This window comes from Enterobacter cloacae complex sp. P13B (assembly GCF_014895915.1).
In the GTDB taxonomy this organism is placed as follows: domain Bacteria; phylum Pseudomonadota; class Gammaproteobacteria; order Enterobacterales; family Enterobacteriaceae; genus Enterobacter; species Enterobacter bugandensis.
In genome coordinates this window covers 54,543-68,571 of the sequence record NZ_JADBQN010000008.1, presented here as the reverse complement: position 1 = coordinate 68,571, position 14,029 = coordinate 54,543, and the positions used below count along the sequence as shown (strand labels likewise).

Genomic DNA, 14,029 nt, shown 5'->3' with positions numbered 1-14,029 from the left:
GGTTTGGCCAATCACGAGCGTCGCGTTGTTTTTTTCGATCTGGATGGAACGCTGCATCAGCAGGATATGTTTGGTACGTTTATGCGCTACCTGCTGCGGCGTCAGCCTCTGAACGCGCTGCTCGTCTTACCGCTCTTACCCCTCATTGGCATCGCGCTGCTGGTAAAAGGCCGGGCGGCGCGCTGGCCGATGAGCCTGCTGCTGTGGGGATGTACGTTTGGCCACAGCGAAGCGCGGCTCAAACAGCTCGAAAAGGAGTTCGCTCTCTGGTTCCGCGGCCACGTTGCCGCGTTTCCCGTGGTGCAGGCGCGCCTGACCAGCTATCTTGACGCCAACGATGCCGATATCTGGCTGATTACCGGCTCCCCGCAGACGCTGGTGGAGCAGGTCTACTTTGATACCCCCTGGCTGCCGCGCGTAAATCTTATCGCCACGCAAATTTCCCGCGGCTACGGCGGCTGGGTCCTGACGATGCGCTGTCTGGGGCATGAAAAAGTGGTCCAGCTGGAAAAACGCATCGGCACGCCGCTGCGCCTTTACAGCGGCTACAGCGACAGCAAGCAGGACAACCCGCTGCTCTATTTTTGCCAGCACCGCTGGCGCGTTACTCCCCTCGGTGAACTTCAGCAACTCGAATAGTCTTATCTATAAGGGCTGTGTATAATGCCGCCCGCTTTTAGACTGGAGTATCAGCCCTTGTCCACCTCAGAACACAATCATGAATACTGGATGCGCCACGCGCTGGCGCTGGCTCAACGGGCCTGGGACGAGGGCGAAGTGCCCGTGGGCGCGGTGCTGGTTCATAACAACCGGGTGATTGGGGAAGGGTGGAACCGTCCTATTGGCCGCCACGATCCTACCGCGCACGCCGAAATTATGGCGCTTCGTCAGGGCGGGCTGGTGCTGCAAAACTATCGTCTGCTTGATACCACCCTGTACGTCACTCTTGAACCCTGCGTGATGTGCTCCGGGGCGATGGTGCACAGCCGAATCGGTACCCTGGTGTTTGGAGCGCGAGATGAAAAAACCGGTGCGGCCGGTTCACTAATGGACGTGCTGGGTCATCCAGGAATGAATCATCAGGTGCAGACTATCGGTGGGGTACTTGCACCAGAGTGTTCGGGGCTATTAAGCGATTTCTTTCGAATGCGCCGTCAGCAGAAAAAGCAACAAAAGGCAGAATTGAAGTTGTCGGATGATTAAGCTCGTCCGGCGCCACAACCGGATAACTTTCCGCCAGCTGTTTTGCCTCTGTTGCCTCTTTCTCTTTCTCCAGCAGATAGCCGACCAGGCTAATCTGATACTTACGTATATTTTCCACGTAGGCGTAGGCTTCATGTCCGCGCGCGTAGCCATACGTCAGCTTGTTGTACCATGGCTTCTGGCTCAGCAGCGGCAGGCGCTGTTTTACGTCTGACCAGCTGTCCGGGTTTCCCTTCGTTTTCGCCGTCAGAGCCCGCGCGTCAAGCATGTGCGCGTAGCCCATGTTGTAGGCCGCCAGCGCAAACCAGATCCGTTCCTCTTCCGGCACGGTTTCCGGGACTTTAGCCATCATATCCTGCAGGTAGCGCGCCCCGCCGCTGATGCTCTGTTCCGCATCGGTACGGTCGTTAACGCCCAGGCTCAGCGCGGTATTTTTGGTTAACATCATCAGTCCGCGTACGCCCGTTGGCGACGTGGCCTGGGTGTCCCAGTGGGACTCCTGGTACGAGATAGCCGCCAGCAGTTTCCAGTCAATCTCCTGGGCATATTTTTCGAAAAGCGGCTGCAGGTCAGGCAGGACGCTGTCAACCGCGCGCAGGAAGCTGCGGGTGTCAACGTAGTCAAAGTCATCCCCGTGGCCGAGGTACTTCTCCTCAAGTCGCGCCAGCGTGCCGTCTTCATTGATGGTGTTATAAAAATCCAGCATGGCCGCCGAGAGGGTCTGGTCATCGTCCAGATGGGTAAACCAGGTCACCGGCTGTTCGTCCGTCACGTCCAGCGCCACGGCGATTTCAGGATGCACCCGCTGGAACAGGCTGATCGCCACCGAATCGGCGATGGTGTAGGGCAGTTTCTGATCTTTGACCTGCTCCAGCAGCTCCGTCGTGCCGAGTTTAGGGTCAACCGTCCAGCTCAGATCCGGGTATTTTTTCTCCTTTAACTCACGCAAGTCGTCAATCACTACGTGGCCGGGAGCAATCGTCAGCTGTTGCGCGTTGATCGAGGCAAGCGTACGCGGGCGCAGGCTCCCGACGCGATAAACCAGCTGCTGGGAAACGGAGTAGTAGGTCGGGCCCGGCTGGTAGTTCTTGCTGCGCTCGCTGTTATAGACCAGCCCGGCAGCGAGGATATCGGCGTTGTTGTTGTCCAGGTCGTCAAACAGCTGGTTGATGTTCTGGCGGACGGTAATTTTAAGCTTCACGCCCAGATAATCGGCAAACTGCTGCGCCAGCTCATAATCCAGACCAATAATTTTGCCGTTGATGTCGCTGTAAATCAGCGGAGAGTTGAGGGTACTGACGCGCAGTTCCCCCCGCTCCTGAATGGCGGCGATACGATTTTCGGCTTTGCCGAACCAGGGGATGGAAGGCCAGAGGGCCACTGCCAGCAGCAACGTTACAATGCCGATGAGCAGATAATTAATCTTTAATTTTTTCAATTAGTTAATTCTCTGCGACGCCGGTTGCCTCAGTCTGCTGTAGCCATGTTAATCATAAGGTTCGTCATTGAATGAGCGGCATTTTGCGTAAACTTGCGCCACTTGGCAACCAATTAGAGAGACAGGTCACATCTATTGTTAAACGCTGAAGTCGATTTTATTTCGACGCAAACGGTTTCGTCGGCGCTCAGGATTCTCTATAATGACGCCCGTTTTCCCCCCTTGCGCACACTGTAAGCGCCCCGGCGCTTCGAAGACGAGAGACTTATGATGGAAATTCTGCGTGGTTCGCCTGCACTGTCTGCCTTCCGTATTACCAAACTGCTGGCACGTTTTCAGGCGGCCGACCTTCCGGTAAGCAATATTTACGCTGAGTATGTCCATTTTGCTGACCTGAATGCCCCCCTGAATGCAGAGGAGCGCGTACAGCTGGAACGCCTGCTCAAGTATGGCCCAAATCTGAGCAGCCATACGCCAACCGGCAAACTGATCCTTGCGACGCCGCGTCCGGGCACCATCTCCCCCTGGTCTTCCAAAGCCACCGACATTGCCCACAACTGCGGCCTGAGCCAGATTAACCGTCTGGAGCGCGGCGTAGCGTACTACGTCGAAGCCTCTACCCTGAGCGACGCGCAGTGGCAGGCGGTTGCGGCTGAATTGCACGACCGCATGATGGAGAGCGTGTTTGCCTCTCTTGATGACGCACAGAAGCTTTTCTCCCATCATCAGCCTGCACCGGTACAGAGCGTGGACCTGCTGGGGCAGGGCCGTCAGGCGCTGATTGACGCCAACCTGCGTCTCGGCCTGGCGCTGGCAGAAGACGAAATTGACTACCTGCAGGACGCGTTCGTTAAGCTCAACCGCAACCCGAACGACATCGAACTCTACATGTTCGCGCAGGCCAACTCTGAGCACTGCCGCCATAAGATTTTCAACGCCGACTGGATCATCGACGGCGAACAGCAGCCGAAGTCGCTGTTCAAAATGATCAAAAACACCATGGAACAAACCCCTGACCACGTGCTGTCTGCCTATAAAGACAACGCCGCGGTGATGGAAGGTTCCGAGGTGGGCCGCTTCTTCGCCGATCGCGAAGCAGGGCGCTATGACTTCCATCAGGAGCCTGCGCATATTCTGATGAAAGTGGAAACCCACAACCACCCGACGGCCATTTCTCCGTGGCCGGGTGCGGCGACCGGCTCCGGCGGCGAAATCCGTGACGAAGGGGCGACCGGTCGTGGGGCGAAACCAAAAGCGGGTCTGGTCGGTTTCTCCGTCTCTAACCTGCGCATCCCTGGCTTTGAACAGCCGTGGGAAGAAGATTTCGGCAAGCCAGAGCGCATCGTGACCGCGCTGGATATCATGACCGAAGGTCCGCTGGGCGGCGCGGCGTTTAACAACGAATTTGGTCGTCCGGCGCTTAACGGTTACTTCCGTACCTACGAAGAGAAGGTGGACAGCCACAACGGCGAAGAGCTGCGCGGCTACCACAAACCGATCATGCTGGCGGGCGGGATCGGCAACATCCGTGCCGATCACGTGCAGAAAGGCGAGATCGTCGTCGGCGCGAAGCTGATCGTGCTGGGCGGCCCGGCGATGAACATCGGTCTGGGCGGCGGCGCGGCCTCCTCTATGGCCTCCGGCCAGTCTGATGCGGATCTCGATTTTGCCTCCGTGCAGCGTGACAACCCTGAGATGGAGCGTCGCTGCCAGGAAGTGATCGACCGCTGCTGGCAGTTGGGCGATGCTAACCCGATTCTGTTCATCCACGACGTGGGCGCGGGCGGTCTGTCCAACGCTATGCCGGAGCTGGTGAGCGACGGCGGTCGCGGTGGCCGTTTCAACCTGCGCGATATCCTGAGCGATGAGCCGGGCATGAGCCCGCTGGAAATCTGGTGTAACGAATCCCAGGAGCGCTATGTGCTGGCGGTTGCGGCCGACCAGCTGCCGCTGTTTGACGAGCTGTGCCGCCGCGAGCGCGCGCCGTATGCCGTCATCGGTGAAGCGACCGAAGAGCAGCACCTGACTCTGAGCGACACCCATTTCGACAACCAGCCTATCGATCTGCCGCTGGACGTGCTGCTCGGTAAAACGCCGAAGATGACCCGCGACGTAACAACCCGTAAAGCAGCGGGCAAAGCGCTGGATCGCCAGGGCATCACCGTGGCAGAAGCCGTTAATCGCGTGCTGCACCTGCCGGCGGTGGCAGAGAAAACCTTCCTGGTCACCATTGGCGACCGTACTGTTACCGGTATGGTATCCCGCGATCAGATGGTTGGCCCGTGGCAGATCCCGGTGGCGAACTGCGCCGTGACCACTGCGAGCCTCGACAGCTACTACGGCGAAGCGATGGCGCTGGGTGAACGCACCCCGGTCGCGCTGCTGGACTTCGCCGCCTCTGCACGACTGGCGGTTGGTGAAGCGCTGACCAACATCGCGGCGACGCAGATTGGCGACATCAAACGTATCAAACTTTCCGCGAACTGGATGGCGGCAGCCGGTCACCCGGGGGAAGACGCCGGCCTGTATGAAGCCGTGAAAGCGGTGGGTGAGGAGCTGTGTCCAGCCCTCGGCCTGACCATTCCGGTGGGTAAAGACTCCATGTCGATGAAAACCCGCTGGCAGGAGGGTAACGAGCAGCGCGAGATGACGTCTCCGCTGTCGCTGGTGATCACCGCGTTTGCCCGCGTGGAAGACGTGCGCCATACCGTTACGCCGCAGCTGGCGACCGAAGATAACGCCCTGCTGTTGATTGACCTGGGTAAGGGCCACAACGCGCTGGGCGCCACCGCACTGGCGCAGGTTTACCGTCAACTTGGCGACAAGCCAGCCGACGTGCGCGACGTGGCGCAGCTAAAAGGTTTCTACGACGCAATTCAGGCGCTGGTGGCACAGCGCAAGCTGCTGGCCTACCACGACCGTTCCGACGGCGGCCTGCTGGTGACCCTGGCAGAGATGGCCTTCACCGGCCACTGCGGCGTGGAAGCGAACATTGCAACGCTTGGCGAAGACCGCCTGGCGGCGCTGTTTAACGAAGAGCTGGGTGCAGTGATTCAGGTTCGCGCCGCAGACCGCGAGGCGGTGGAAGCGATTCTGGCGAAGCACGGTCTGGCAGACTGCGTCCACTATCTGGGGAAAGCCGTTCAGGGCGACCGCTTCGTCATTGAGGCCGACGGTCACGCCGTGTTCAGCGAAAGCCGCACCACGCTGCGCATGTGGTGGGCAGAAACCACCTGGCAGATGCAGCGTCTGCGCGATAACCCGGAATGCGCCGATCAGGAGCATAACGCGAAAGCGAATGACCAGGATCCTGGCCTGAACGTGAAGCTCTCCTTCGATATCAACGAAGACATCGCTGCGCCGTACATTGCGACCGGCGCGCGTCCGAAAGTGGCCGTGCTGCGCGAGCAGGGCGTTAACTCCCACGTTGAGATGGCTGCGGCCTTCCACCGCGCGGGCTTTGACGCTATCGACGTCCATATGACCGACCTGCTGGCCGGGCGTACCGGTCTGGAAGATTTCCATGCGCTGGTGGCGTGCGGCGGTTTCTCCTACGGCGACGTGCTGGGCGCAGGCGAAGGCTGGGCGAAGTCCATTCTGTTTAACAGCCGCGTGCGCGACGAGTTCGAGACCTTCTTCCATCGTCCGCAAACCCTGGCGCTGGGCGTGTGCAACGGCTGCCAGATGATGTCTAACCTGCGCGAGCTGATCCCGGGCAGCGAAGCCTGGCCACGCTTTGTGCGCAACCAGTCCGACCGCTTCGAAGCGCGCTTCAGTCTGGTTGAAGTGACTCAGAGCCCGTCTCTGCTGCTGCAGGGGATGGTTGGCTCTCAGATGCCAATCGCCGTTTCCCACGGCGAAGGTCAGGTAGAAGTGCGCGATGCGGCCCATCTGGCGCAGCTCGAGAGCAAAGGCCTGGTGGCGCTGCGCTTTGTCGATAACTTCGGCAAGGTCACGGAAACCTATCCGGCGAACCCGAACGGCTCCGTCAATGGTATTACGGCGGTGACCAGCGAAAGCGGTCGCGCGACCATCATGATGCCGCACCCTGAACGCGTGTTCCGTACCGTCAGCAACTCCTGGCACCCGGAAAACTGGGGCGAGGACAGCCCGTGGATGCGTATCTTCCGCAACGCGCGTAAACAGCTGGGTTAAGATGTAAAGCAGGTACTTTGTAGGCCCGGTGAGCGTAGCGCCACCGGGTTTTTTTATGCGTGTCGCAAAATTGCGACAAAGATGGTATAGGGGTGTCTCCAAATGGAGACACTTAACTCATTGATTTATATATGGCAGGACAGGTTCCCGTTAAGGTGTTGCTTAATAGCGACACTTAGCCTGAAAATCATTCAGCGCACAACAAATAGATCAAACGAATAAAAGATATATATTTCAATGTGTTAATATTTTGTTTTGCATTCTGGCATGGGTGTTGCATAATATTAACCAGTGGCTCATTCACCTTCTTATGTCAGCCCCTTCGGGACGTGCTACATAAACTTCGAATGACGCACAAAAAGGTGCCTGCCGTCCAACTACTGATCATAGCGATGCTTTATCAGGCCAGGGCGAAACGTCGAGTTAGGCACCGCCTTATTCCATAACAAAGCCGGGTTTTTACCCGGCTTTGTTGTATCTGAAGGGCAGACTCAGTTACGCTCTCCGTAAACCCCCATGAAGAGAGTAATGCGTTGAAACGCTGGCCCGTTTTTCCCCGCTCCCTGCGACAGCTCGTGATGATGGCCTTTCTGCTGATCCTTCTGCCGCTGCTGATCCTCGCCTGGCAGGCATGGCAGAGCCTCAACGCGCTGAGTGCCCAGGCGGCGCTGACGAACCGCACCACGCTTATCGATGCCAGACGCAGTGAAGCGATGACCAACGCCGCGCTGGAGATGGAGCGTAGCTATCGTCAGTACTGCGTGCTCGACGATCGGACGCTGGAGAAGGTGTACCAGAGCCAGCGCAAGCGCTACAGCGAAATGCTGGATGCCCACGCGGGCGTGCTGCCGGACGACAGGCTGTATCAGGCGTTACGTCAGGATCTGAACGATCTCGCGCAGCTGCAGTGCCAGAACAGCGGCCCGGATGCGGCTGCCGCCGCGCGCCTTGAGGCATTCGCCGCCGCCAATACCGAAATGGTGCAGTCAACGCGCACGGTCATTTTCTCTCGCGGCCAGCAGCTGCAGCAGGAGATTGCCGAGCGCGGCCAGTTCTTCGGCTGGCAGGCGCTGGTGCTGTTCCTGGTTAGCCTCGGGCTGGTGCTGCTCTTTACCCGCATGATCATCGGCCCGGTGAAGGGTATTCAGCGTATGATCAACCGCCTGGGGGAGGGGAAATCGCTCGGGGATACGGTTGCCTTTAAAGGCCCGCGCGAGCTGCGATCCGTCGGTCAGCGCATTATCTGGCTATCCGAGCGCCTGGCGTGGCTGGAATCCCAGCGTCATCAGTTCCTGCGCCATATTTCCCATGAGCTGAAAACCCCGCTGGCCAGCATGCGTGAAGGAACGGAGCTGCTGGCGGACGAGGTGGCAGGGCCGCTTACGCCGGAGCAGAAAGAGATTGTCGAAATTCTGGACGCCAGCAGCCGCAACCTGCAAAAGCTGATCGAGCAGCTTCTGGATTATAACCGCAAGCTGGCTGACGGGACGGTGGTACTGGAAGAGGTGGAGATTGAGCCACTGGTGGATATGGTGATCTCCGCCCATAGCTTGCCGGCAAGAGCTAAAATGATGCATACCGGGGTGGAGCTGAATGCGCTGACCTGCCTGGCTGAACCCATGCTATTAATGAGCGTTCTGGATAATCTTTACTCCAATGCGGTGCACTATGGTACTGAATCCGGTAACATTTATATCCGAAGTTATACGAAGGGCTCCCGGGTGTTTATTGACGTCGCAAACACCGGCACCCCGATCCCCGATGACGAAAAAACCATGATCTTCGAACCCTTTTTCCAGGGGAGTCATCAGCGGAAAGGCGCGGTAAAAGGAAGCGGTCTGGGATTAAGCATTGCCCGGGACTGCATACGACGCATGCAGGGTGAACTAAACATTGCCACGGACGAACGTTCAGATGTTTGCTTCCGTATTGAACTGCCCCTGAGCCGGAAAAATTAATAAAATGAATCTATATCTGGTGAGTATGTCACACGTCTTTTTCCGCGCCATACGCGCGGTGTTTTCCAGCAAAGCGGGTCGCCTGAGTCTGCCCTGTTTAGTTCTGGCGGGGTGCGTTTCCCATGCGCCGCAAAGTGCGATAAGCGGTAAACAGGAAGACAAATGGCCCGATAACCAGCTGGCGGATTTCCTCTCTACCCGCTGTGAGGATATCTGGAATCTGTCAGGGCATGATGTCGAAAATAATCCGCTGTTCTGGCTGCGCGGAATAGATTGCGCCCAGCGGCTTGCGCCGGTAGACGCCCGCATGAAGGCGGCGATGCTGGATGAAGACACCTGGCAGGACGCTTTCAAGCGTGGGATTTTACTGGCCGATGCGAAAATTACCCCCGTTGAACGTCGGGCCAACGTGACCCGTCTGGACACGTTTGTGATCAATCTTCCCGCACAGGTGCGCCCGGTATACCAGCTCTGGCGGGATGGGCAGACGTTACAGCTGCAGCTGTCTGAAGAGCGCTCCCGCTACAGCAAGCTACAGCAGTCAACCGACAGCGAGCTGGATACGCTGCGCCAACAGCAACAGCATTTACGTACTCAGCTGGATACCACGACGCGAAAGCTGGAAAACCTGACCGATATCGAAAGACAGCTCTCGTCGCGTAAATATCAGCCTGGTAGTTCATCTGCTGCACCGGACAGCGATATGCCGAAACAAGAGGATGTGAAGCATGACGAGCCGTAAACCAGCCCATCTTTTACTGGTGGATGACGATCCAGGCCTGTTAAAGCTGCTGGGGATGCGTCTGGTGAGTGAAGGCTACACCGTGGTGACCGCGGAAAGCGGGCAGGAGGGGCTTAAAGTCCTCAGCCGCGAAAAGATTGACCTTGTGATCAGCGACCTGCGGATGGACGAAATGGATGGCATGCAGCTGTTCGCCGAAATCCAGAAGCAGCAGCCTGGCATGCCGGTCATTATCCTGACGGCGCACGGGTCAATCCCGGATGCCGTCGCCGCAACCCAGCAGGGCGTGTTCAGCTTCCTCACCAAGCCGGTAGATAAAGACGCGCTCTACAAAGCTATCGACAGCGCGCTGGAGCACGCCGCGCCCTCCGGAGACGACGCATGGCGTGAATCTATCGTCACCCGCAGCCCGATAATGCTGCGTCTGCTTGAGCAGGCGCGAATGGTCGCACAGTCAGACGTCAGCGTGTTGATTAACGGCCAGAGCGGAACCGGGAAAGAGATCCTGGCGCAGGCGATCCACAACGCCAGCCCGCGCAGTAAAAATGCCTTTATCGCCATTAACTGCGGTGCCCTGCCAGAGCAGCTTCTTGAGTCTGAACTTTTTGGCCATGCCCGCGGCGCATTTACCGGCGCGGTAAGCAGCCGGGAAGGGCTGTTCCAGGCCGCGGAAGGCGGCACGCTGTTCCTCGACGAGATTGGCGACATGCCTGCGCCGCTGCAGGTCAAACTGTTGCGCGTACTTCAGGAGCGCAAAGTGCGCCCGTTGGGCAGCAACCGCGATATTGATATTAACGTGCGAATCATTTCCGCTACCCACCGCGACTTGCCCAAAGTGATGGCCCGCAACGAGTTCCGTGAAGATCTCTACTACCGTCTGAACGTGGTGAACCTGAAGATCCCGGCGCTGGCGGAGCGTGCGGAAGATATTCCGCTGCTGGCGAATCACCTCCTGCGCCAGGCGGCCGATCGGCATAAACCGTTCGTGCGCGCCTTTTCGACTGATGCGATGAAACGGCTGATGGCCGCCAGCTGGCCGGGTAACGTGCGCCAGCTGGTGAACGTGATTGAGCAGTGCGTGGCGCTAACGTCCTCGCCCGTTATCAGCGACGCGCTGGTGGAACAGGCGCTGGAAGGAGAGAACACGGCCTTGCCGACGTTTGCGGAAGCGCGTAACCAGTTCGAGCTGAACTATCTGCGCAAGCTGCTGCAGATAACCAAAGGCAACGTGACCCACGCGGCGCGGATGGCCGGACGCAACCGCACCGAGTTCTATAAGCTGCTCTCACGCCACGAGCTGGAAGCAAACGATTTTAAAGAGTAATGCCGTATGGTACTGTGAGCAATCGATTACGAGGCAGCTTACAGGCAAGAGTTTAAGGACCCACCATGAAAAAGATTGATGCGATTATTAAACCTTTCAAACTGGATGATGTACGTGAAGCGCTGGCGGAAGTAGGCATCACCGGAATGACCGTGACGGAAGTGAAAGGTTTTGGTCGTCAGAAAGGCCACACCGAGCTCTATCGTGGCGCAGAGTACATGGTCGACTTTCTGCCGAAAGTGAAAATTGAAATCGTGGTCAGCGACGATATCGTCGATACCTGCGTGGATACCATTATCCGCACGGCGCAGACGGGCAAAATTGGCGACGGTAAAATCTTCGTCTTTGACGTGGCGCGCGTGATCCGTATCCGTACCGGCGAAGAAGACGACGCCGCGATTTAACCATTCGCCACCCGGCGCAAAAAAAGCCCCTCGAACGAGGGGCTTTTTGCGTTACAGCACCTTATGCGGCCCGAAACATTCGTAATGAATGTTGTCTTTATTCACGCCCAGCTCAACCAGCTGCTTCGCGGCATACTGCATAAACGCCACGGGTCCACAGACGTAGAACTGCATTTCCGGCGCGCTAAACGTCCCTTCCATCTGGCTTAAATTCATCAGTCCTTCGCTGTCAAAGCGTGCGGCAGTGCGGTCTGCCTCCGTCGGCAGGCGATACCAGGTATGCGCGGTGAAACGCGGCAGGGTCGCTCCCAGCGCTTTCACTTCATCCGCAAAGGCGTGCACGTCGCCGTTCTCCGCTGCGTGGAACCAGTTAATCTGCGCGCTGTGGTTTGCTTTCGCCAGCGTATCCAGCATCGCCAGCATTGGCGTTTGGCCCACGCCCGCGGAGATCAGCGTGACCGGGGTATTGGTTTCAATGGCCATAAAGAAGTCGCCCGCCGGCGCGGCCAGATGGACCACGTCGCCCACGCTCGCTTCGTTATGCAGCCAGTTGGATACCTGACCGCCGTCCTCGCGCTTCACCGCAATGCGGTAGCCTTTGCCGTTTGGTTTGCGGGTCAGAGAGTACTGGCGGATCTCCTGGTGCGGGAAGCCTTCAGGCTTCAGCCATACGCCCAGATACTGGCCCGGCTGGTAATCGGCCACCGGCTGGCCGTCAACCGGCTCAAATTCAAAACTGGTGATAAGCGCGCTGCGCGGCGTTTTCTCGACGATACGGAAGGCGCGCGTTCCTTCCCAGCCGCCGTTCTTGCTGGCGTTTTCGCTGTAGATCTGCGCTTCACGGTTGATAAACACGTTTGCCAGCACGCCGTAGGCTTTACCCCAGGCGTCCAGCACCTCCTGGCCCGGGCTGAACATTTCGTCCAGCGTTGCCAGCAGGTGAGTGCCGACGATGTTGTACTGCTCGGGTTGGATCTGGAAGCTGGTGTGCTTCTGCGCGATTTTTTCCACCGCAGGCAGCAACGCCGCCAGGTTTTCGATATTACTGGCGTAGGCCGCGATGGCGTTGAAAAGCGCTTCACGCTGATCGCCGTTACGCTGGTTGCTCATATTGAAAATCTCTTTGAGCTCCGGATTGTGCGTGAACATGCGATCGTAGAAATGGGCGGTAAGTTTAGGACCGGTTTCCACCAGCAGAGGAATGGTGGCTTTAACGGTAGCGATGGTTTGAGCGTCGAGCATGGCAGCTTCCTTCTGATATTACCTAATGATGTATTTTAAATGCATCTTATAAAAAATACCCATGCTTTGTAAATGGTTCTTTGCAAGATGAAAAATACGCATCACAAACCTGAAAAGAAATCCGCTGGAAATAGTGAGATCTTTATTCCTCAAACCCTTGCGTGGCGTGAAGGAAAACGTTTGCGTAAAATCGTTTGTCAAGACCTGTTATCACAGAACTATTCAGTTATACTGTTGCCCGTCGTCCAACAGGACTGCCTTTTCAGGTCAAAATTTACTTGTTAGCTGAGTCAGGAGATGCGGATGTTAAAGCGTGAAATGAACATTGCCGATTATGATGCCGAACTGTGGCAGGCTATGGAGCAGGAAAAAGTACGTCAGGAAGAGCACATCGAACTGATCGCCTCCGAAAACTACACCAGCCCGCGCGTGATGCAGGCGCAGGGCTCTCAGCTGACCAACAAATACGCTGAAGGTTACCCGGGCAAGCGCTACTATGGCGGTTGCGAATACGTTGATATCGTTGAGCAGCTGGCTATCGACCGTGCGAAAGCACTCTTCGGCGCTGACTACGCGAACGTTCAGCCGCACTCCGGCTCTCAGGCTAACTTCGCTGTTTACACCGCGCTGCTGCAGCCGGGCGATACCGTTCTGGGTATGAACCTGGCGCAGGGCGGCCACCTGACTCACGGCTCCCCGGTTAACTTCTCCGGCAAACTGTACAACATCATTCCTTACGGTATTGATGAGTCCGGTAAAATTGACTACGAAGACATGGCGAAGCAGGCCAAAGAGCACAAGCCGAAGATGATCATCGGTGGCTTCTCTGCTTACTCCGGTATCGTTGACTGGGCAAAAATGCGTGAAATCGCAGACAGCATCGGCGCGTACCTGTTCGTTGACATGGCGCACGTTGCGGGCCTTATTGCCGCAGGCGTTTACCCGAACCCGGTTCCTCACGCTCACGTTGTGACCACCACTACTCACAAAACCCTGGCGGGTCCACGCGGTGGCCTGATCCTGGCGAAAGGCGGTGACGAAGAGCTGTACAAAAAACTGAACTCTGCCGTGTTCCCAAGCGCGCAGGGCGGCCCGCTGATGCACGTTATCGCCGCAAAAGCGGTCGCGCTGAAAGAAGCGATGGAGCCAGAGTTCAAGGTGTATCAGCAGCAGGTTGCTAAGAACGCCAAAGCGATGGTGGAAGTGTTCCTGAACCGTGGCTACAAAGTAGTATCCGGCGGGACTGAAAACCACCTGTTCCTGCTGGACCTGGTTGATAAGAACCTGACCGGTAAAGAAGCTGACGCTGCCCTGGGCCGCGCCAACATCACCGTGAACAAAAACAGCGTGCCAAACGATCCGAAGAGCCCGTTCGTGACCTCCGGTATCCGTATCGGTTCTCCGGCCGTGACGCGTCGCGGCTTTAAAGAAGCGGAAGTGAAAGAGCTGGCTGGCTGGATGTGTGACGTTCTGGACAACATCAATGACGAAGCGGTTATCGAGCGCGTCAAAGGTAAAGTTCTGGATATCTGCGCACGCTTCCCGGTATACGCATAATTCCTC

General features: G+C 57.4%; 10 protein-coding genes. 8 read left to right on the top strand and 2 right to left on the bottom strand.

Features of this window, described 5'->3' with window-relative positions; all coding sequences use genetic code 11:
* The first annotated feature begins 3 nt into the window (after nt 1-3).
* Nucleotides 4-639 carry a phosphatidylglycerophosphatase C gene (gene yfhb, locus IM273_RS04980; protein ID WP_028014089.1) on the top strand — a complete coding sequence of 212 codons (636 nt, stop codon included), beginning with the start codon at nt 4-6 and terminating at the stop codon, nt 637-639.
* Between the two features lie 24 nt (nt 640-663).
* Complete coding sequence (tadA, locus tag IM273_RS04975) at nt 664-1,203, top strand: tRNA adenosine(34) deaminase TadA (RefSeq protein WP_048338854.1); 540 nt, start codon at nt 664-666, stop codon at nt 1,201-1,203.
* On the opposite strand, the gene mltF is transcribed toward tadA, so the two are convergent.
* Nucleotides 1,091-2,641, bottom strand: coding sequence for a membrane-bound lytic murein transglycosylase MltF (mltF, locus tag IM273_RS04970; protein WP_028014088.1), 1,551 nt, complete (start codon nt 2,639-2,641; stop codon nt 1,091-1,093). The two genes, tadA and mltF, sit on opposite strands and share 113 nt — an antisense overlap.
* Before the next feature lie 267 nt (nt 2,642-2,908).
* Here mltF and purL point away from each other — a divergent pair, with 267 nt between their 5' ends.
* The 5 genes from purL to glnB all read left to right on the top strand — a co-directional run bounded on the left by purL (nt 2,909) and on the right by glnB (nt 11,224).
* Nucleotides 2,909-6,796 (top strand): phosphoribosylformylglycinamidine synthase, encoded by a 3,888-nt coding sequence (gene purL / locus IM273_RS04965; RefSeq protein WP_193051257.1) that lies wholly within the window; start codon nt 2,909-2,911, stop codon nt 6,794-6,796.
* A gap of 533 nt (nt 6,797-7,329) precedes the next feature.
* The gene (gene qseE, locus IM273_RS04960; RefSeq protein ID WP_126345887.1) at nt 7,330-8,754 is read left to right on the top strand and encodes a two component system sensor histidine kinase QseE/GlrK; all 1,425 of its coding nucleotides are present in this window, start codon (nt 7,330-7,332) and stop codon (nt 8,752-8,754) included.
* A 4-nt stretch (nt 8,755-8,758) separates the two neighbouring features.
* Nucleotides 8,759-9,496: a two-component system QseEF-associated lipoprotein QseG gene (gene qseG / locus IM273_RS04955; RefSeq protein ID WP_028014085.1), complete on the top strand. Its 738-nt coding sequence runs from the start codon at nt 8,759-8,761 to the stop codon at nt 9,494-9,496.
* A complete protein-coding gene (gene glrR / locus IM273_RS04950; protein ID WP_028014084.1) occupies nt 9,483-10,820 on the top strand; it encodes a two-component system response regulator GlrR in 1,338 nt (445 codons plus the stop codon). Before qseG ends, glrR begins: the two co-directional genes overlap by 14 nt.
* 65 nt (nt 10,821-10,885) lie before the next feature.
* Entirely contained in the window at nt 10,886-11,224 is a 339-nt protein-coding gene (glnB, locus tag IM273_RS04945; RefSeq protein ID WP_003860685.1) for a nitrogen regulatory protein P-II, read from the top strand.
* Nucleotides 11,225-11,275: 51 nt separating this feature from the next.
* On the opposite strand, the gene hmpA is transcribed toward glnB, so the two are convergent.
* On the bottom strand, nt 11,276-12,466 hold the full coding sequence (hmpA, locus tag IM273_RS04940) for an NO-inducible flavohemoprotein (RefSeq protein WP_193051255.1): 1,191 nt from the start codon (nt 12,464-12,466) through the stop codon (nt 11,276-11,278).
* A gap of 303 nt (nt 12,467-12,769) precedes the next feature.
* Here hmpA and glyA point away from each other — a divergent pair, with 303 nt between their 5' ends.
* Nucleotides 12,770-14,023 (top strand): serine hydroxymethyltransferase, encoded by a 1,254-nt coding sequence (glyA, locus tag IM273_RS04935; protein ID WP_025757663.1) that lies wholly within the window; start codon nt 12,770-12,772, stop codon nt 14,021-14,023.
* The last annotated feature ends 6 nt before the right edge of the window (nt 14,024-14,029 follow it).

Bases quoted from the DNA above. Each gene is read 5' to 3' on its own strand.
- tadA (WP_048338854.1), top strand. From the start codon at position 664: ATGCCGCCCGCTTTTAGACTGGAGTATCAGCCCTTGTCCACCTCAGAA.
- purL (WP_193051257.1), top strand. From the start codon at position 2,909: ATGATGGAAATTCTGCGTGGTTCGCCTGCACTGTCTGCCTTCCGTATT.
- qseG (WP_028014085.1), top strand. From the start codon at position 8,759: ATGAATCTATATCTGGTGAGTATGTCACACGTCTTTTTCCGCGCCATA.
- glrR (WP_028014084.1), top strand. From the start codon at position 9,483: ATGACGAGCCGTAAACCAGCCCATCTTTTACTGGTGGATGACGATCCA.
- glnB (WP_003860685.1), top strand. From the start codon at position 10,886: ATGAAAAAGATTGATGCGATTATTAAACCTTTCAAACTGGATGATGTA.
- hmpA (WP_193051255.1), bottom strand. From the start codon at position 12,466: ATGCTCGACGCTCAAACCATCGCTACCGTTAAAGCCACCATTCCTCTG.
- glyA (WP_025757663.1), top strand. From the start codon at position 12,770: ATGTTAAAGCGTGAAATGAACATTGCCGATTATGATGCCGAACTGTGG.